The organism is Epilithonimonas caeni DSM 17710 (genome assembly GCF_000426465.1).
Lineage (GTDB): Bacteria > Bacteroidota > Bacteroidia > Flavobacteriales > Weeksellaceae > Epilithonimonas > Epilithonimonas caeni.
In genome coordinates this window covers 414,711-433,425 of record NZ_AUFK01000009.1, presented here as the reverse complement: position 1 = coordinate 433,425, position 18,715 = coordinate 414,711, and the positions used below count along the sequence as shown (strand labels likewise).

18 protein-coding genes are annotated in these 18,715 nt (G+C 38.1%); 7 read left to right on the top strand and 11 right to left on the bottom strand.

All coding sequences use genetic code 11. The features are described from left to right. Positions 1-4 precede the first annotated feature (4 nt). Genes K319_RS0103265 through K319_RS0103250 form a run of 4 tightly spaced genes read left to right on the top strand, consistent with a single transcriptional unit; the run spans position 5 to position 2,177 of the window. On the top strand, positions 5-370 hold the full coding sequence (locus K319_RS0103265) for a response regulator (RefSeq protein WP_027382323.1): 366 nt from the start codon (positions 5-7) through the stop codon (positions 368-370). Beyond that, positions 370-1,200, top strand: coding sequence for a CheR family methyltransferase (locus K319_RS0103260; RefSeq protein ID WP_027382322.1), 831 nt, complete (start codon positions 370-372; stop codon positions 1,198-1,200). The genes K319_RS0103265 and K319_RS0103260 overlap by 1 nt, the downstream gene beginning before the upstream one ends. A gap of 1 nt (position 1,201) precedes the next feature. Further along, on the top strand, positions 1,202-1,774 hold the full coding sequence (locus K319_RS0103255) for a chemotaxis protein CheB (RefSeq protein WP_027382321.1): 573 nt from the start codon (positions 1,202-1,204) through the stop codon (positions 1,772-1,774). 25 nt (positions 1,775-1,799) lie between these two features. Further along, positions 1,800-2,177 (top strand): response regulator, encoded by a 378-nt coding sequence (locus tag K319_RS0103250; RefSeq protein ID WP_027382320.1) that lies wholly within the window; start codon positions 1,800-1,802, stop codon positions 2,175-2,177. Positions 2,178-2,337: 160 nt separating this feature from the next. On the opposite strand, the gene K319_RS0103245 is transcribed toward K319_RS0103250, so the two are convergent. The 10 genes from K319_RS0103245 to K319_RS0103200 all read right to left on the bottom strand — a co-directional run bounded on the left by K319_RS0103245 (position 2,338) and on the right by K319_RS0103200 (position 11,476). Further along, the gene (locus tag K319_RS0103245) at positions 2,338-3,159 is read right to left on the bottom strand and encodes an alpha/beta fold hydrolase (protein ID WP_027382319.1); all 822 of its coding nucleotides are present in this window, start codon (positions 3,157-3,159) and stop codon (positions 2,338-2,340) included. Between the two features lie 246 nt (positions 3,160-3,405). Next, positions 3,406-3,921, bottom strand: coding sequence for a DsbA family protein (locus K319_RS0103240; protein WP_034671301.1), 516 nt, complete (start codon positions 3,919-3,921; stop codon positions 3,406-3,408). 2 nt (positions 3,922-3,923) lie between these two features. Next, positions 3,924-4,385, bottom strand: coding sequence for a redoxin domain-containing protein (locus K319_RS0103235; RefSeq protein ID WP_027382317.1), 462 nt, complete (start codon positions 4,383-4,385; stop codon positions 3,924-3,926). A gap of 5 nt (positions 4,386-4,390) precedes the next feature. Next, positions 4,391-5,083 (bottom strand): YoaK family protein, encoded by a 693-nt coding sequence (locus tag K319_RS0103230; RefSeq protein ID WP_027382316.1) that lies wholly within the window; start codon positions 5,081-5,083, stop codon positions 4,391-4,393. 5 nt (positions 5,084-5,088) lie between these two features. After that, positions 5,089-6,135, bottom strand: coding sequence for a cupin domain-containing protein (locus tag K319_RS0103225; RefSeq protein WP_027382315.1), 1,047 nt, complete (start codon positions 6,133-6,135; stop codon positions 5,089-5,091). 303 nt (positions 6,136-6,438) lie between these two features. Then, positions 6,439-6,996 carry a hypothetical protein gene (locus K319_RS0103220; protein WP_027382314.1) on the bottom strand — a complete coding sequence of 186 codons (558 nt, stop codon included), beginning with the start codon at positions 6,994-6,996 and terminating at the stop codon, positions 6,439-6,441. Between the two features lie 205 nt (positions 6,997-7,201). Beyond that, complete coding sequence (locus K319_RS0103215; protein WP_027382313.1) at positions 7,202-7,753, bottom strand: antibiotic biosynthesis monooxygenase; 552 nt, start codon at positions 7,751-7,753, stop codon at positions 7,202-7,204. Between the two features lie 23 nt (positions 7,754-7,776). Next, positions 7,777-9,990, bottom strand: coding sequence for a hybrid sensor histidine kinase/response regulator (locus tag K319_RS0103210; RefSeq protein WP_027382312.1), 2,214 nt, complete (start codon positions 9,988-9,990; stop codon positions 7,777-7,779). Positions 9,991-10,250: 260 nt separating this feature from the next. Then, complete coding sequence (locus K319_RS0103205; protein WP_027382311.1) at positions 10,251-10,946, bottom strand: LytR/AlgR family response regulator transcription factor; 696 nt, start codon at positions 10,944-10,946, stop codon at positions 10,251-10,253. Between the two features lie 56 nt (positions 10,947-11,002). Then, positions 11,003-11,476, bottom strand: a complete 474-nt coding sequence (locus K319_RS0103200; RefSeq protein WP_027382310.1) for a Dps family protein — start codon at positions 11,474-11,476, stop codon at positions 11,003-11,005. Between the two features lie 254 nt (positions 11,477-11,730). Between K319_RS0103200 and gndA the strand changes: the two genes are divergently transcribed. Genes gndA through pgl form a run of 3 tightly spaced genes read left to right on the top strand, consistent with a single transcriptional unit; the run spans position 11,731 to position 15,370 of the window. Next, on the top strand, positions 11,731-13,149 hold the full coding sequence (gene gndA, locus K319_RS0103195; RefSeq protein WP_027382309.1) for an NADP-dependent phosphogluconate dehydrogenase: 1,419 nt from the start codon (positions 11,731-11,733) through the stop codon (positions 13,147-13,149). A gap of 16 nt (positions 13,150-13,165) precedes the next feature. Further along, the gene (zwf, locus tag K319_RS0103190) at positions 13,166-14,647 is read left to right on the top strand and encodes a glucose-6-phosphate dehydrogenase (RefSeq protein WP_027382308.1); all 1,482 of its coding nucleotides are present in this window, start codon (positions 13,166-13,168) and stop codon (positions 14,645-14,647) included. 15 nt (positions 14,648-14,662) lie between these two features. Then, on the top strand, positions 14,663-15,370 hold the full coding sequence (gene pgl / locus K319_RS0103185) for a 6-phosphogluconolactonase (RefSeq protein ID WP_027382307.1): 708 nt from the start codon (positions 14,663-14,665) through the stop codon (positions 15,368-15,370). 78 nt (positions 15,371-15,448) lie between these two features. On the opposite strand, the gene K319_RS0103180 is transcribed toward pgl, so the two are convergent. After that, positions 15,449-18,439, bottom strand: a complete 2,991-nt coding sequence (locus K319_RS0103180; RefSeq protein WP_027382306.1) for a LamG-like jellyroll fold domain-containing protein — start codon at positions 18,437-18,439, stop codon at positions 15,449-15,451. Positions 18,440-18,715 lie beyond the last annotated feature (276 nt).

Below are 18,715 nucleotides of genomic sequence, written 5' to 3'. Positions count from 1 at the left end.
TAGGATGAATAAAAAGATCTTGATTGTTGATGACGATCCAAGGAATATCTTTGCTCTCAAATTGACTTTGAAAGCAAGAGGATTTGATATTGAAACTGCTTTGAGTGCAAAAGAAGCGATTGATAAATTGGCGATTGATAAAAATATAGATCTCATTTTGATGGATATGATGATGCCTGATATTGATGGTTATCAGGCCATCGGGATGATCGGCAAAATAGATGGACTTGATCACATTCCCATCATTGCTGTTACAGCACAGGCAATGGAAGAAGATTATCAAAAATGTATTGATGCTGGTGCCACAGATTATATCAAGAAACCTATAGATGTGGATCAATTATTGAATGTTATAGAAAAAGTTTCCTGATGTTAGAGCCCAGTATTGTTAAAGATGAAGAATTAGAATATCTGATAAAAGATATCTATGATCTGTATGGTTATGATTTCTCGATGTACAGCAAAGCTTCTTTTAAAAGGAGAATAAACAGGATCTGTGTTATTGATAAGTTTGCCAGTTTTGCAGAATTAAGGTATACAATTATCAATGACCAGGATTATTTGAAGCGCTTTGTGGAAGAAATTACGGTCAACGTAACAGAGATGTTCCGCGACCCTGATTTTTTTCTAAGTCTTAGAGAAAAGATATTGCCACAATTGGGAACTTATCCGCTCATCAGAATTTGGCTTGCAGGATGTTCCACGGGAGAAGAAGCTTATTCTGTAGCGATTTTGCTAAAGGAAGCGGGATTATATGATAAAAGCCTGATCTATGCGACAGATATTAATCCATCTGTTCTGGAGACAGCACGTGCAGGTGTTTTTCCTCTTCAGCAGATGAAGCTATATTCGGAGAATTATCAGCTTTCCGGAGGTAAAGAAGATTTTTCAATATATTATACAGCCAATTATGATGTCGCAAGGTTTGATAAATCGCTTCAGAAGAAAATGATCATTTCTACGCATAATTTAGTTTCAGATAGTTCATTCAACAGCTTTCAACTGATTATTTGTAGAAATGTCTTAATTTATTTTGACCGAATGCTCCAAGAGCGTGTTTTCAAGCTGTTCGACAATAGTTTGGAAAATCTTGGATATCTTGCGCTTGGATCTAAGGAAACTTTGCGGTTTTCAGATCTGGGAAGACAATATCATCAGATCGGTGACCAGCGCATCTGGAAAAAAACGGAGCAATTATAAAATGCAAGAATCAGGTTTTGAAATAGAATTAGTAATCATTGGCGGATCTGCAGGTAGTTTGCCGGTCCTACTAAATATGTTGAAAGATCTGGATCAACCCATAAAATTTGCAATAGTCATTGTTTTTCATCGTAAGGCTTCAGGACTTAATATCTTACCAACATTATTACAGCAATTTTCTGTTATTAAGGTTACAGAAATTGACGATAAGGCAGAAATTGAAAATAATAATATCTATCTAGCTCCGGCAGATTTTCATCTCCTTTTTGATGATAAACAAACGATGTCTCTGGACCGCTCGGAAAAACTTAACTATTCTCGTCCTTCCATTGATGTTTCTTTTAGTTCGGCCGGAGAAATTTTTGGCAAAAATCTTCTTGCTATATTATTATCTGGCGCCAATTCCGATGGTGTCGAGGGTCTTAGACTTATTGAAAGAATGGGAGGGCAGATCTGGATTCAGGATCCGGAAACGGCAGAAGTCAATTATATGCCCAAGATGGCAATGGATATTATTAAATATGATGAAATCATCACACCGGAAAATCTTCCAGTAAAATTAAATAAACTATAAAAAAATAAATATTACTATTAAAATTATGAGTAAGAAAAAAATCCTGATCTTTGATGATGAAACTTCAATTTTAGAAGTGATCTTTATTGTTTTGAACGACTTGGGATATGAGGTTGAGGTTTCTGAAACGGCTGACGATATTATCCAAAAAGTGTCAGATTTCCAACCCGATGTGATCATTATGGATAATTGGATTCCGGTAATTGGCGGAGTAGAAGCGACTAAACTTTTGAAGGCGCATTCCGATTATAAAAATATCCCTGTAATTTATATTACTGCTAATAATGACATTGCTTCTTTGGCAAATGAGGCTATGGCTGATGATTATGTTTCAAAGCCCTTTGATCTCGAAGATCTTGAGAAGAAAGTTTTGAAATGGATTGATCACAAGGCTTCTTTTTAGATATGGAACATGATGCATGTTGTTGTGCTGTTTTTATTTTATAGCAATGCATAATACTGATCCTTTTGTGAAATTATGACAAAAGTATTTAGCTGATAATAAAAAGACAAGCCGAAGAATCGATCATTCTTCGGCTTGTCGCATGATACATTATCGCCAATTAAGCTTCAATAAACTCCAAAAGGTCTTTATTGATGGTTTGATGTTCCGTAGTTGGCATTCCGTGAGGGAAACCAGGATAAGTGATCAGCTTACCATTTTTCAGTAATTTGATGGATTTCAATGCAGCGTTTGCAATTGGAACGATCTGATCGTCTTCGCCATGCATTACGAGAACAGGAATATCAACGGCTTTCAGATCTTCTGTCAAATCTGTTTCGGAGAATGCTTTGATCCCGTCATAATGTGCAACAATCCCGCCCATTAGTCCCTGTCTCCACCAGTTTCTCTGTACACCTTCTTTCACATCGGCACCTTCTCTGTTGTTGCCGTAGAAAGGAAAGGTCAAATCAAAATAAAATTGGTTCCTGTTGTTCATTGTCTGGTCTCTGATATCATCAAAAACAGACATTGGAACTCCATCCGGATTGGTCTCGCTCTGAACCATTACCGGTGGGATAGCGCTGATCAGAACCGCTTTTTTAGCTCTGCCATTGGAATATTTATTCACATATCGAATCACTTCGCCACCGCCAGTCGAGTGACCGATGTGAACCACATCTTTCAGATCCAGGAACTCTACCAGTTCTGCCGCGTCAGATGCATATTGCTCGATGGTGTGGTTGTAAATGTTCTGGCTGGAACGTCCGTGGCCTCTTCTGTCGTGTGTCACAACTCTGTAACCTTTTTTCAGAAAGAATATTACCTGCGCATCCCAGTCGTCTGATGATAACGGCCATCCGTGATGAAACATCAATACTGGTCCTTCTCCTTGGTCTTTGTAAAAAATCTCTGTTCCGTCTTTTAATTTTAATGTGCTCATAATTTACTTTTTTAGTTGTTTGTGATTAATATTTGTTTATTATTTTTTGTCTTAATTCTTTAGCAAATTTAGGTCGGCTAAATTCATTACATCTTAACCTAGGTTAAAATCGTTCGCTGTTTTGAAATTTTATTTTTTGACGACAGAATAAGCTTGCCGTTTTTTATCTTAACTATGGTAAAGCTACGAAGACTTGTATCAAAATTATATTCCTTTGTGTCGCAAAGGCAAATACTATCGTTGGGATCAGACAGCGTTTTCTCTTAAAAGCTCGATCAGATCCTGCGCGCCACCATCGAATTTCTTTCCATTCACGAAGAAGGAAGGTGTTCCGTTCACGCCGCTCATGACTCCGCTTTCAAAATCCGAATCTACTTTTTCAGCTAATTTTGTGCTTTCCAGATCTTTTTCAAATTGAGAAATATTCAGTTTTAATTTCTCTGCCAGTCTCATCAAAAGGTTTTCATTCAAACTCTGCTGATTTTCATAGATCGCATCGTGCATTTCCCAGAATTTTCCTTGCAAATTAGCGGCTTCGGCTGCAATAGCGGCAGGTCTTGCATATTGATGCATTTCCGACAACGGAAAATTTCTGAAAACAAATTTTACCTGACCTCCAAATTCTTTCATCAATGCTTTCAGGACAGGATAAGCTGCTCCGCAATACGGACATTGATAATCGCCGTATTCTACGATGACCAAATCGGCATTTTCGTTGCCCTGTGTGTGGTCATTTTTGTTGACTGTTGGTTTTAGTGACATAGTTATTTTGTATTAAGTGTTTCTAAAGCTTCTAAAATTCCGTCTGCTCCTGGATTGATGGCAGTAGGAGATAGGTAACTCCATTCTATAATTCCATCTTTGTCGATGACAAATAATGCTCGTTTGCATTCGCCTTCCTCATCGTCATAAACGCCGTATTTTTTGGCAGTTTCTCCCTTAGCTTCAAAATCTGCCAACAAAGGAAAATGTAAATTTCTTGATTGCGAAAATGCCAGATGGCACCATTTGCTGTCCACAGAGATTCCGAAGATTTCGGCATCATATTTATGAAAGAACTTTAAGGTTTCATTGTACAAAGCCATTTGGTTGCTGCAAACGGGACTCCAGTCTGCTGGATAAAAGGCAAGGATGACGTTTTTTCCTTTAAACTCGGAGAGTGTGATTTTCTGGTCGGGAGTTGCAAACAATGTGAAATCGGGAGCAACAGTACCTTTTGCTAACATAATGTTTATTTTTTTGGTGTTAATGAATTGGATATTAATCTACTACAAGTTAGCAATAAAACTGCAGGTATAAGCAAAGTCCATTTTCCTAATAAATTGATTAAGAATGGAGAAGTAAAAGCTCCCGACACAAACCCTATCCATAACAGTAAAAGATGAATCGCATTGGCTTTAGACTCTTTTTTCTCATTTTCATCATTGCTCATTGTAAATATTGCGGTATTTCTTGCAAGACTATTCAAAGTTCCGGTTACAAAATCGGTATTTACTTTTTGGTTTCCAACAGAAGTTACGATGGTATTCATCATTCCCATTGCAAAACCAATGACGGCTACGGACGGAATCACAGAAAACTGACAGTAATAATTAATGAAAGTATAAAGCATCAAAATTCCCGCAACAATATAAAAAGCGATGACCCTAATCCTGCATTTCTTCCATAATGATAAACAGGTCCCGGCATAAATTCCAATTAAAAAGCTTCCGATTACTGTGGCTGATGTAATGATGACCCCAAATTTCTCACTGGAAAAAGCAGCTCCCAATTGCGTGGTATTTCCACTCATAAAGGAAACGTAGGTTTTCCATTTAATCAATCCCGTTGCGTCGATATATCCTGCGATGAATGCTAACAAGATAGCCAATTTCTCCTGTACTTTGATTTCTTCGGAAGACAGAAGAGATTTTTCCTTACTCAAAACCTTTATTTTTCAGGTTGAATAAATGCTTTTTTCGAAGGGAATTTTTCAATTTCACCTTCTTTCAAACCAAAATTCGTTATGACAACATCTTTTGGATTTCCGGCCAGCCATTCGCTTAAATCAATAGATTCATACGTTCCGCTATTAAATCCAATCAATATTTTGCAAACCGTATCGCTCGTATTTTTGATGTAATGTCCGGCTCCCATCGGAACATAACCGACATCACCTGCGTTAAACTGTTCTGTAACAATGGTACCTTCTGCTAAGAAAACCGACATTTCTGCTTGTCCGGAAATAAAATACTGCCATTCATCAGCGTTTGGATGCCAGTGCATTTCTCTCAAAGCGCCGGGCTGCAGTTCCAAAACAGAACCTGCCATCGTTTTACTGATAGGAAATTCTTTGCTCGTTACCAATCTCTGCAAACCGCCTCCGGGAATAATTCTCGGCTGTTGAGAATGCAAAGGATAACGGTGAAGATTGGTGAGTTCTATATCAGATTCTTCAGGTCTTGCTGTGGCATTGAAGGATAATTCATCCGGAACAATTCCTGCGGCGAAATACGCTTCTTTTTGTGGTAACGCTGCCACTTCGTCAAGCGTTAATCCTAAGTTTTGAGCTGCAATTTCAGGAGGTACACTTGATACAAAATCTGTAACGCTGAACGTATGGTCTTCTGAAAAATTTCCATTATCAAAAATCAGAATGAAATGGCATTCTTCCGTTCCTGTCGCCTGAATCGAGTGTCCGTATCCTTTTGGGAAATACCATACATCTCCCGGCTCGAAATTATCGGTGTAACTTTTTCCGTCCGGATGAATAATCGTTGTACGAACTGTTCCGGAAATCACATATGCCCATTCTGCCGCGTTGGCGTGCCAGTGCAATTCTCTCATACTTCCGGGTTGCAGTCTCATAGAAACTCCCGCAATACCGATAGAAGCAGGGAAATCTTTTACAGAAGCCCCTCTTGTAGTTCCGCCATCATTGGTGCGAGGTTCTTTTTTCTCTAATTCGTACTTAAAACTTAATGATGTTGTTTTCATAATATTATTTTTTAGTGATTATTAATATGTGTTTGTCTTTATTTCTATTGTAAAATTAGTTCTGAATCAGTGGTTTTTGAGACCTCATTCGGTGAATGGGCAAAATGAGTCGTTGAGTTTTATTAATAGTCAGACGGTCATATTTTTTCCAGCTCCGTAGGAGCGTTCTGTTAATAGAATGACATATTAATTTTGAAGAGTTCCGTAGGAACGACCTGATAATTATTGATTCACAGTTGTTTTTTAAATAAAAAAATCACTGGATGAACCAATGATTTTAATAAAATATATGTATTGCTGATTTTAAAAAGGCTGATTGTATTTGCCTGTCAAAGCTTTGTTCTCGATACTTTTTGCAAAGTTGGGCGTTTCTTCGTGGTTGTGGGCGTCGGATGCGGCTTGTCTTGAGGCTGCGGCATCTACAAGATTAATATTGTGCTCTTTCAAATATTCGAACATTTCCGGAGTTGCGGTTGCGTGGATTTCATTGGTGTACAAGGTTGTGTTATCATCAATTTTTGTCGCTTTCAGTTCCCATAAAACCTGAACTTTTGTTCTTCCGTTTTTGGTAATTGAATCTGAAATTGATAACATTCTGCAGTAATCAGGACGATACACGGTCGCCACGTAATGCTGAACCATTAAAGCATCTCCGATTGTTTCAACATTTAGCGAAACCGGTTCGCCATCAAAAGTAGTAGAAATAGCGGCTCCGATGTGCTGGGTTGAGCATCTTTGATATTCGGCATCGGGTAAGTTTAATAACCAATCTGCAATGTTAACTTTTTCGAATGGTGCGTTGATGATTGCAGTTACACTTGAGTGAGACAATGCATTTTCTGGTGTTTGTAGAATTTCCATAATGTTTTGGTTTTAATTGTTTTGTATTAATTTAATGATGTAAAGCTACAGACAACTAAGTGGGAAATCTACCGAAGTTCGGTGAACAGGCGAAAAGTATCGTTAAATCAGTATGATGAAATTTTGTAACCCGAAAAGGTATGTCAAATAAAAAAATCACTGCATTTTTACAGTGATTCTTAGTTATAAATTGATAGTAATTTTTTTATTTAAAAAGCCATTTCCTAATCAGTTTCGTATAATTCGGCATCACTACAAAAATGACCAGAAAAACCAGACAGCCTGTACTTATTAAAGTGTCTGAATAACGATTGGCAGGGATGCCAAGCTGCCTTAAAAATGGCAACAAAACCAATTGCATCAAAAGTGACAAAGGAAAGATGGCAGACCACGTTGCCAGATACTGTTTCCATCTAACAGGCGTTTTCACATCGGTTTTTTCACCGTAGAAAAGAAAATCCAGACCGGATTTGATTTCGTAATTGTCTTTCTTTGTAAACAAAGCATGTGCTTTTTCAATCAATTGTCTTCTGGCATCCGATTCCATCCAGTTTCTGAGATGCTCGATGGTATCAAAACGGATAATAACCGTATAAACAAACGTGAGATTCGGAATCGGGCGAACCACCTGCCAATCGATAAAACCTTCTGCATTTTTGGCAATGGGCATGATTTCGTTCAGCCATTTTTCATATTCCGGCTGTTTTCCCTTGAGAATATGATGGGTAATAACAACAGATGCACCCTGAGTTTCCATAATAAATTTGGTTTTTAATAGATTCAGTTATTGATAGATTCCAGAAATAATTTGCTTTCAAAAAGAGATTTCAGCAAAATATTTTCTGTTTCTTCCAAAGTCTGTTTTGATATTGGATTTTCTTCGTTTGTTAATTCCAAAATGTTGAGTTTTTCCTCCAGAAAAGGAAGTAATCCCATGATTGCCACACTCGATTTCAAATCGTGCGCTCTTAATTTCAGCAATTTAAAATCTTTGTTTTCATAAGCTATTTTCAGTTCCTGCAAATGAATCGGGACTTTATCCAAAAACTGTTGTGTCACCGTCTTTTCAAAATCTTTGTCACCATTGCTGATGGATTTCATATAAGTAAGGTCGATGAATTCATATTCAGAGACGGTTTTCTCCGTTTTCGTTTCGGTTTTTTTGATTTCTTTTAATCCGAAATTTGAAATTAGCTTGAATAAATCGTCTTCATTGACGGGTTTTGAAATATATTCATTCATGCCACGGCTCATGCATCTTTCCCGTTCACCAGCCAAAGCGTGCGCTGTCATTGCGATAATCGGAATATCAAGCTTTAGTTCTTCACGGATTTTTTGTGTCGCAGCATAACCGTCCATTTGTGGCATCTGAATGTCCATTAAAACCAAATCACAATCGTTATTTTTCAGATATTCTACTGCTTCCAGACCGTTGTTTGCGGTGTCGAAATCGATGTTCCATTGTGATAGAAGATGTTTCATGAGGCTTTGATTGATGGCGTTATCATCTACAACTAAAACTCTCAGAGGTGCATTTGATTTATCTTTGAAATAATTGATGCCAACGGCAGGTGCCACATTAAGCTGTTCTTTTGCAATCGCATAAGGAATGTAAAAATGAAAAGTCGTGCCTTTTCCCTGTTCGCTTGCTACTTCAATATCGCCGTTTTGTAATTGAATCAGGCTTTTCACAATAGATAAGCCAAGTCCGGTTCCTCCGTAATTTCTCGTCGTCGAATCTTCTCCTTGATTGAATCTATCAAAAACCTCGCTGAGTTTTTCTTTATCAATTCCAATGCCTGTATCTGAAACTTTGAAGCCGACAATGACTTCATTTTCTGTCTGTTGTTTATTATAAATTTCGATACTGATATTTCCCTGGTGGGTAAATTTAATGGCATTTCCGATGAGGTTGACTAAAATTTGAGTTAATCTTGTTGCATCACCGTTCAAAGTATCAGGAATGGACGAATCTATTTTGCTGGAAATCGTCAATCCTTTTTCTTTGGCACGTTCCACAAAAAACGTTTCGACAGAATTCACCAATCCATTGATGCTGAATATTCCTTTGGTAATGCGCATCATTCCGGCTTCGATTTTTGATAAATCCAGAATATCATTGATAATTGCCATCAGATTTTCCCCGGAATGCTGAATGGATGATACAAACTCTTTCGAAGTCTCGTCCAGAGGTCTTTTCTGTAAAAGGTTGGTAAAGCCGAGAATTCCGCTCAGAGGTGTTCTGATTTCGTGGCTCATATTGGCAAGGAAATTCTCTTTAGTCTGTGCTGCAACTGAAGCCTTTTTTTCCGCTACATCCAATTCCTGAATTAATAATTGCTGACGTCTGAACTGGCGAAGAATATGATATCCAACCACTGAACCGCTTAAAATCAAAAGAATCAATAAAGAAATATCATATAACCTTGCTTTTTGTCCCATGGTTTCGGTCTTTTTGCTGAGGCCCACCATGTGAATCTTGCGGCTTTCGTAGATTTTTGCGGTTATCGTTGTGATTTCATTGGATATTTTTCGGGCTCTCGGATTGGCAATGGAAGTATTGTCATTCATATTTCCGAGGGTGTGATAACGAAGCAATAATTTGTCCTTGGTTGTTTTCTTTTCCATCGCAAGAACACTTAATCTGTGAATTAATTTTTCTTCAACATCATCTGCATTGTCCTTTGATAATGAATCGAGAAAGTTTTCTATCTGATTGATTTTTTGGTCGATTCCTTCGAGATGAGTCGTGTCATTGGTTGCAATGGAAGCCCGGATTCGGCTTTCAACGCCCAAAATATCACGGTCGATTTCACGCAGATGATTGCTCGAACGTAATTCGTTGAGAAGCTTATTATTATTTCGGATAAGTTCCTTCGTATTTTGAGCTGAATTGATTTGAACCGCTATCAATAGGAGAGAACCCGCAATAAATGTGAGGATGATAAAATAACTGAATCTCCTGTTGTCCATTACCGAGGATATTTTTTTCATAAGTCTATTAAGTTTGACTTTAAAATTGTTGTTGACCACCCCGTCAAAAATTCTTTGAATTTTCGCCACCCCTCCAAAGGAGGGGAATTCTTGCATTGCAATTGGAACAGCGAATTGTCGCAGCCCGGCTTGAGCGGACTCTTCAAGAGCCTCAGAGTGACAATTGGGAGCCCTTCGACAAGTTCAGGATAAACTCCAGACGGATTAAGCTGCCCAAACCTAACAAGGTAGTTCGACTTAGTCAAATAAAAATTAAAATTCTAAAAGACATTCATCCTTGTATTGAGCGCTTTTCTGTACGCATCTGCAACGGGAATGAATTTTCCGTTAATCATAATTCCACCATCCTGAAGTGTATCTATCTTACCGACAGATACGATGTAAGACCTATGAACCCGTATGAAATGGTCTTTTGGAAGACGCTCTTCGGCCGTTTTCATCTTTCCGTGGATGGCAAACATTTTTTCCCGGGTGTAGAATTTTACATAATCGCCCATCGCTTCGGCATACAAAATATCATCCAGCTTCAATCGCCTTGTAATATTGGAATCTCGCACGAAAAGGAACTCGTCTTTGGTGACTTCAACATTCTCTTTCCGGCTTTCCAGAATCGCCTGCGCTTTGCTTACCGCCTGTAAAAACCTTGCGGGCATCACAGGTTTCAGAAGATAATCTGCGATGTTGAGCTCGAAAGCTTCCAGGGCATATTCTTTATTAGAAGTTGTAAAAATTATGATTACTTCTTTTCCGGAAAGATTTTTAGTAAGTTCGATACCAGTCATTTCCGGCATTTCGATATCGAGAAAAATCAAATCGACGTGATTGGACTGCAAGTGGTTGTAAGCCTCAATGGCATTGGAAAATTCGCTGGCAATCGTGAGATTGGGAACCTGTTTTGCCAAATGAGATAATGTTGTTCTTGCAATGTCGTTGTCATCGACGATGAGAGCTTTCATAGGGATAGTTATTTATGATTTACACAAATATAATTATTCCTTTTCTGATTTTCAAATTATCTAAAGTAAGAACGGATCATCCATGCCATTTCTTCGTGGGTTTCCATCAATCCTGTGATGAAATCGCTGGTTCCGTAATCTTTGAATTCTTCGGCAAAAGGCGTGATGTTTCCTCTTAGAAATTCGATGATGCTTTCATGGTCACTTAACAGGTCTTTCATATAGCCTAAACCGTCATTGGTTCTGTCGCTGTATTCTGTAAGATGTGTCAATTCCAGGTAAGCTTTCATCGTTGCTGGTGCATAATGTCCGATTTTTCGCATACGTTCTGCAACGCTGTCAATCAGTTCATCCAATTGTTTGTACTGCTCTTCGAAAAAGATGTGGTTGGCGTGGAAGTTATCTCCGGTTACATTCCAGTGAGCGTTTCTTGTTTTGATGTAAAGAAGCGTTTCGTCAGCTAAAAGTTTTGCCAATTGTTCTGCAACTGCTTCTGTGTTTTTTTCTGTAATTCCGATTTTTGTTTTCATAATGGTAAGATTTAATTTGAGAGCTTTATTGCTCTTTTTCTGATGTAAAGTTCGGGAGGAATCTTGTTAAAATGACCATGTTTTCGGTGAACGGGCAAAATGAGTCGTTGAATGACACATAGCTTTTGAAAAAAAATTTCAAAGTATTATCAATTCATTTTGACTATAGCCTTTTTTAAATAATTTTTTTGTGTTTAATTTTTTTCGTCTTTAGCATTTCCGTAATTTTATTCCTTAAATTAATTAAATTAAAAATGAAAAAACTTAATTATGGGATCGTTGGTCTTGGAGTAATGGGACGAAACCTTCTCTATAATATAGCCGACAACGGTTTTTCGGTTGCGGGATTTGACCTTGACGAGGAAAAGGTAAAAGAACTTCACAATGGTGCAACTGAAGGAACAACAGTGCAGGGAACAGTGTCTTTGGAAGAATTTGTATCTGCATTGGAAAGTCCGAGAAAAATCATACTGATGGTTCCTGCGGGAAAACCTGTAGATGCAGTATTAGAAAATATTACACCACTTTTAGACAAAGGAGACATCGTAATAGATGCAGGGAATTCTTATTTCGCCGATACAAACAGGCGTATTGCTGACCTGGCATCAAAAAATCTGCATTTTATGGGCATGGGAGTTTCCGGAGGAGAGAAAGGGGCCAGAAGAGGGCCCAGTATAATGCCTGGGGGAGACCTGGAAGCTTTCGGTCTTCTACAACCGATGCTGGAAGCGATTTCTGCAAAAGTTGATGGCGAAGCGTGTACAGCTTATATGGGCAAGGGCTCTGCCGGAAACTATGTGAAAATGGTGCACAACGGAATCGAATATGCTATTATGCAATTGATCAGCGAAGCTTACGATTTGTTGAAAAAAGGCGCAGACCTTAATAACGACCAGTTGTACGAGGTTTTCAAAGCTTGGAATGAAGGCGAAATGAATTCTTTCCTGATAGAGATCACAAGAGATATTTTTAAGCAAAAAGATGATTTGACAAATGCTTACCTTGTCGATAGGATTCTTGATAAAGCAGGTGCCAAAGGAACCGGAAAATGGACTTCCGAACAGGCCATGGAGATCGGAGTTTCTATCCCGACAATTGATATAGCCGTAACCTCAAGAATTTTATCCGCTTATAAAGATGAGAGAGTAAAGGCATCCCAATTATATTCTAAAGCAGACATCTCGAAGCCGGAAAATACAGAATTATTCATCAAAGAAGTTGGTGAAGCGCTTTATTTATCAACTTTGATCAGTTATGCGCAAGGTTTGGCATTATTGGTAAAAGCTTCTGAAGAGTATCAGTTTGAAATTCCATTAAAGGATGTTGTGAAAATCTGGAGAGGCGGATGTATCATTCGTTCGGTTTTATTGGAAAAATTCTACAAGGCTTACTCTAAAGACGAGAACCTGTCTAATATTTTATTAGATCACGGAATTTCTGAAATTGTGAAAGATAAAATTCTGTCATTAAGGAAAACTGCTGCTTTTGCCGTGTCAAACGGAATCCCCAGTTTAGGAATCCAGACGGCTTTGGGCTATTTTGATGCTTACACGACGGAATCTTTACCTGTGAATCTTCTTCAAGCTCAACGAGATTATTTTGGGGCACATACCTATCAAAGAGTTGATAGAGAGGGTGTTTTCCATACTTTCTGGAATAGTGAAAATAATTAAAAATCTCGAAAAAAAAATGAGCGAACACACAATTTTGCAGCCAACGACCATTGTTATCTTTGGCGCAACAGGAGATTTAGCGAAAAGAAAACTTTTTCCGGCATTTTATAATTTGTATATTGATGGAAGAATGCCCAAAGGATTCAATATTCTGGCTTTGGGAAGAGCAGAGAATACGGATGAGAACTTTAGAAATCATATTAAAGAAAATCTGGAAAGTTTTTCAAGAAGAAAAGTGACTTTGGAAGATTGGGCCGGCTTTCAGGCTCATATTAAGTATTTTCAACATCAATTGGACGAGGAAAATTCTTATAAAAATCTGTATCAGAAATTAGAGGGTTTTGACAAGGTCTATGGGACAAGAGGCAACAGGCTTTTCTATTTATCGATCGCTCCCAATTTTGTATCGGTTATTTCCGGTCATATCAAAAATACATCAATTGCTTCCAATCCCAAGAAGGATAGAATCATAATAGAGAAGCCTTTTGGTCATGATAAGGCATCTGCGATCGAGCTGAATGACCTTCTTTCCCAGGCTTTCGAAGAGGAACAGATCTATCGTATCGATCATTATCTTGGGAAAGAAACAGTTCAGAACATTCTGGCATTCAGATTTGGAAACTCGATATTCGAACCTTTGTGGAATCACAGGCACATAGAATCTGTACAGATCACTGTTGCGGAGGAAGTCGGAGTGGAAACACGGGCTGCTTTCTATGAGCAGACAGGAGCACTTAGAGATATGATCCAGAACCATTTGTTACAGATCCTTTGCATGGTTTCTATGGAGCCGCCTGTTTCATTGGAATCAAGTGAGATCAGAGATCGCAAGGTTGATGTTCTGAAATCGATTCGCAGAATTTCGCCCGACAAAGTTGATCATTATGCTGTGAGAGGGCAATATGGAAAAGGTACAGTTAATGGCGTTCCAGAAAAAGGTTATCGTCAGGAAGAAGGAGTTGCCCCGGACTCCAATACCGAAACTTTCGTCGCTATAAAATTTTATCTTGATAATGAAAGATGGCAGAATACTCCTTTCTATGTCCGTACTGGCAAAAAGATGAAAGAAAAGCATTCTTACATCACGATTCAGTTTAAGCCGCTTCCACATAATACATTTTCAGAAAGTTCACAGCTTTTATCAGCTAATCGATTAATCATTAATATCCAACCTCAGATGGATATCAGATTGCAGTTTATGGCAAAGAAACCTGGACTCTCATTGGAGTTGAAACCTGTGGAAATGATATTTGATAATTTTGCCTGTCAGAATGACACGCCTGAAGCTTATGAGACATTGTTGTTGGAAGCTCTTTTGGGTGATTTGACTTTATTTATGCGTTCTGATCAGGTAGAGGAAGCCTGGGATGTTATGAAAACCATTCAGGAAACCTGGGAAAAGACCAAAGATTCTTCCTTTCCCAATTATGAGGCAGGAAGTTGGGGACCGGAAGATAGTAATGCTTTAGTTGAAAGACAAGGTCACAAATGGGTTTAATTTATAAAATTTAAAATGAATATCACAGTATTTGATGATCTGGATGCGCTGTATAGAAAGGCGGCTGATAAATTTGTTGAACTTTCGGAAAGATCTGTTCAGAAGCATGGCAAATTTGTTGTTGCGTTGAGTGGAGGCTCTTCTCCAAAGGCGATTTTTAATTTATTGGCAACTCAAGATTATAAAGATAAAGTAGAGTGGGACAAGGTCTATTTTTTCTGGGTCGATGAAAGATGGGTTTCACTCAATGATGAGAAAAGTAATGCTAAAATGACCTTCGAAACATTGCTGAATAAAGTTCCGGTTAATAGTGATCATATTTTCCCGATGTATGAAGATGGGATTGAACCAGAAGAATATGCTAGAAAATACGAAGAGAAGATCAGATCGGTTTTGGGAAAAGGAGTCTTCGACTTCATACTTTTAGGAATGGGAGATGATGGTCATACAGCGTCGCTTTTTCCAGGTGAAAAAATTCTCCACGAAAAAGAAAAATGGGTAAGTGCTTATTATCTGGAGTCCCAGAAGATGTTCAGAATTACATTGACGGCACCGATCATTAATAAAGCTGAAAACATCTTGGTAGTTGCCTTTGGTGAATCAAAGAAACATGCTCTGAATGAAGTTCTAAACGGAGAATACAATCCGGAATTATATCCAATTCAATTAATTGAGAAGAAAGGAACATTTCAGTTTTTTACGGACAAGCAAGCAATGGGATAGTCTTAATTAATGATCAAAAAAATAAAACCTCTTTCAAAGATTTTGAAAGAGGTTTTTTATGAAAAATTTGATTTTGTATTATTCTATAATAACTTTGAAATTACTATTCAGGTTTTCTCCGGAAACATTCAAGATATAAGCCCCGTAAGCTTTTCTGCTGGAAATGTTTAAAATGAAAATTCCTTTTTCCTTAGAATTGATTTTTTCATCAATGATAATTTTTCCTGTCATATCTCTTAGTATTGCAGTCAAATTGGATTTTTTATAATCAGGAAGCTGTATCGAGATCTGGTCTTTTGCAGGATTAGGATATATAATGCCTTTTTTAGAAAGGAATTTATCCGTACTTAATGTCGCTTGGCTGTACAAAGCTTGTACCTCTGATAGAGTTAATGCATAGTTAAACATTTTCAGTTCATCAAATGCGCCCTTATAAGGCGCCGGAGTTGTGGTTGACATTAATTCCAATTCTCCAATATTTCCAATTACCAAGTCGCTGACTTCTCCAATTCCTGTAACAGCCGTTTCATCGCCTTCTGCACTCAAGACTCCGTTTGTGTAAATTCTCATTTTGTGGGCAACAATGTCTCTCATTATTACCACATTGACCCAATCTCCAGTAAAATAATTGGCAATTGGTGAAGTGATCTCTTTCTTGGTCACATCATCATCGATAGCAAAACGTAATTGTCCGCCCTTTATCTCAATATTGTAGCGTTTTCCCGTTGCTCCCGTTGTTGTATTCCTTGTAAATGAGCCTTTACAAAGTACATAGAGACTTGTTGATGATGAAGTTGGAATCATACTCGTAGGAGCTTTCATCCAAAAAGACACCGTGAATGAATTTTTATCGAAGAAAATATGGTCTTGATTTGGAATACTTGCAATGTACATATTACTGGGTGAGGTCAATAGATCAAGTGCATAATTTTCTTTTCCTGCGATTCTGACATTAGCATTATCATAAGCTGTATCCAGTATGCCGTTATTCTCATGATCTGTGACATCTGCAATTTTTTCACCTTCAAAAGGTGCTTCTTTGAATGGCCAATGCCCAACAAGACCTGGAGTTAATGTATGGAAATTCCAAACGTCACCAGTTGCGGTGCCCTTTTCGTTCGAAGCATCAATTCTCCAATAGTAAGTTGTTCCAGGACTCAATCCCGTCATTTGATAAGACGGAGAAGCTGAATAAGTAACATCTGCCACTTTACTTAAATTGGATGCATTAGTTCCAAAATACACTGAATAGATCTTTGTATTATTACTTCCTGACCATTTCAAAAGTAGATTACCGCTGGTTAATTCTACATTGTTGTTTCCAATTGTCGGAGTAGGATTTGTAGCTTTTGTTGGAGCGGACGGAATTGGTGGAGTTGTAATTGATTCTATTGAAGTATAAACTGAAGATCCTGTTGCATTACTCGCTTTAACTCTGTAATAATATTGAGTATTTGGAGTTAATCCTGTTTCATTATAGCTTACAGTATTTGCAGACAAGGTTGCGATTTCAGAAAAATTATTTCCGTCGGTCGAACGTTCCAGAATATAATTAGTTTCATTAATCGAATTATCGCTCCAGTTAACTGTGAAAGAACTTGCAGGCGGAACTTCTGTTGTCGTAACATTCGTGAAATTCAGGTCAGTTGGCGGAATTATAAAATCCGGCGGAGTTTGATAGGGTAAGCTGTTGATATAAACTTCGATGTTGAGATACGGCGCATTCGTTGTGCTTACATTCAGAGCATCTGGCGTATATTTATCCAATCCGTTCGCCTCTTCCCAGGCATCCGGCATTCCGTCATTGTCTGTATCCAAGGGAGCTGGAGCACCGTAAACGTGTCCTGCACCGCCGTTTGTAAAACCAAATTGTGACGCAAGGTCGGACTGAACATAAACATAAGTTGCCGTTGTTCCTTTTGACTGCAGATCAGAAATCATAAGTTTCTCAACCTGATCACGTCTGGGATAGGATGCACCAACATCCAAAATCGCTTTGTCATAAGCTTGTTGAGCTGTCAAAGTCGGATTTTTCATCGGATAATCATAAGGTTCTGATTTGATGGAATTAATATCTCCCGTAGGAAAACCTGTCAAATCCGAAGGAACCAAAGTGCCGTTTAGGATTCCGTCTTTATTATTGTCAAAATAATTTCCCGAACCGTACAAAGAGAAGTTATCATTCCCTCTGTTAAAAGGCGTTGTGACGGTGTTGCTTGTATTTGGGCCACCAATAAAATAATTATTGATGATATTAACATCCGAAGTTCCTGCTGAGTCTCCACCCATAATATAAGCATCACCGGATTCTGTATGGCCGTAGGTATTGCCATAATTTCCCCAGTTATAAACGATATTATTGACGAATTCGTTGATTCCCTTTACTTTATTATTTCGGGTTTTGTTACAGATATACAAGTTTCCTATTAAACTGATTTTTCCACCGGAAGGTTGCATCAATCCTCCAGCCGAATGATTATGACGATGCAAACCCTGGCCGATAATAGAATTCTGAATTGTTATATTATCAGGACTGTCGCCTTTGTTATCCCAGTTGATAGAGAAAACTTCATCGGTTCCCCAAGTGAAAGACATATGGTCAAAGATCATATTCGCACCATTGGCTAATCCCGATGTGTCTTGACCTTGTGTAGTGCTTCCAAAGCGGATTCTTACATAACGGGAAATCGTATTACTCGCACCTGTGAAAGTAACCCTGGAACCAAGGAGAACAATACCTTCCCCTGGCGCAGTTTGTCCGGCAATGGTTGTGTTTTTAGGAATCACGATTTGCGATTGGGTCCTGATGATACCACCAACTTTGAATATCACAAATCGCCCTTCTTTACTCACTGCATCGCGGAAAGAACCTGGCCCACTATCATTTAGATTGGTTACCATATAGATTTCAGGATTTGCTGAACCGCGTGCACCTGTTGCAAATCTTCCAAAACCACTCGCTTCCGGAAAGGCCAATGTTTGTGCATCAATACCGATAGTCGTTGAAATTGCTCCACAAAACATAAATAGCTTAAGCATTTGCTTAATAGGTAGAATTTTTTCTTTCATAATAATTCTGATTAATTAAAGGGCTTTTGATGTGATGGAAAATTAGAAACAACCATCAAGATGACTGTCCTGTCGAATCCTGTTAATTATCAGGTTGTTATGATTTATTGTGAATTTTGTATTAATTAAATATTAACTTGAATTAAGATTTAATCAAGGTTTGAAGATGATTGGATTTGTATCAAATAAAATGTTTTAGAATCAAAATTTAACATTCAATCGATGAAAAATATGTTTTATAACTTCATTGATATTTTATTGACAGGTGAGGACAGG

Excerpts from the sequence above, each read along its gene's own strand:
- K319_RS0103265 (WP_027382323.1), top strand. The coding sequence starts at position 5 with ATGAATAAAAAGATCTTGATTGTTGATGACGATCCAAGGAATATCTTT.
- K319_RS0103260 (WP_027382322.1), top strand. The coding sequence starts at position 370 with ATGTTAGAGCCCAGTATTGTTAAAGATGAAGAATTAGAATATCTGATA.
- K319_RS0103255 (WP_027382321.1), top strand. The coding sequence starts at position 1,202 with ATGCAAGAATCAGGTTTTGAAATAGAATTAGTAATCATTGGCGGATCT.
- K319_RS0103250 (WP_027382320.1), top strand. The coding sequence starts at position 1,800 with ATGAGTAAGAAAAAAATCCTGATCTTTGATGATGAAACTTCAATTTTA.
- K319_RS0103245 (WP_027382319.1), bottom strand. The coding sequence starts at position 3,159 with ATGAGCACATTAAAATTAAAAGACGGAACAGAGATTTTTTACAAAGAC.
- K319_RS0103240 (WP_034671301.1), bottom strand. The coding sequence starts at position 3,921 with ATGTCACTAAAACCAACAGTCAACAAAAATGACCACACACAGGGCAAC.
- K319_RS0103235 (WP_027382317.1), bottom strand. The coding sequence starts at position 4,385 with ATGTTAGCAAAAGGTACTGTTGCTCCCGATTTCACATTGTTTGCAACT.
- K319_RS0103225 (WP_027382315.1), bottom strand. The coding sequence starts at position 6,135 with ATGAAAACAACATCATTAAGTTTTAAGTACGAATTAGAGAAAAAAGAA.
- K319_RS0103220 (WP_027382314.1), bottom strand. The coding sequence starts at position 6,996 with ATGGAAATTCTACAAACACCAGAAAATGCATTGTCTCACTCAAGTGTA.
- K319_RS0103215 (WP_027382313.1), bottom strand. The coding sequence starts at position 7,753 with ATGGAAACTCAGGGTGCATCTGTTGTTATTACCCATCATATTCTCAAG.
- K319_RS0103210 (WP_027382312.1), bottom strand. The coding sequence starts at position 9,990 with ATGAAAAAAATATCCTCGGTAATGGACAACAGGAGATTCAGTTATTTT.
- K319_RS0103205 (WP_027382311.1), bottom strand. The coding sequence starts at position 10,946 with ATGAAAGCTCTCATCGTCGATGACAACGACATTGCAAGAACAACATTA.
- K319_RS0103200 (WP_027382310.1), bottom strand. The coding sequence starts at position 11,476 with ATGAAAACAAAAATCGGAATTACAGAAAAAAACACAGAAGCAGTTGCA.
- gndA (WP_027382309.1), top strand. The coding sequence starts at position 11,731 with ATGAAAAAACTTAATTATGGGATCGTTGGTCTTGGAGTAATGGGACGA.
- zwf (WP_027382308.1), top strand. The coding sequence starts at position 13,166 with ATGAGCGAACACACAATTTTGCAGCCAACGACCATTGTTATCTTTGGC.
- pgl (WP_027382307.1), top strand. The coding sequence starts at position 14,663 with ATGAATATCACAGTATTTGATGATCTGGATGCGCTGTATAGAAAGGCG.
- K319_RS0103180 (WP_027382306.1), bottom strand. The coding sequence starts at position 18,439 with ATGAAAGAAAAAATTCTACCTATTAAGCAAATGCTTAAGCTATTTATG.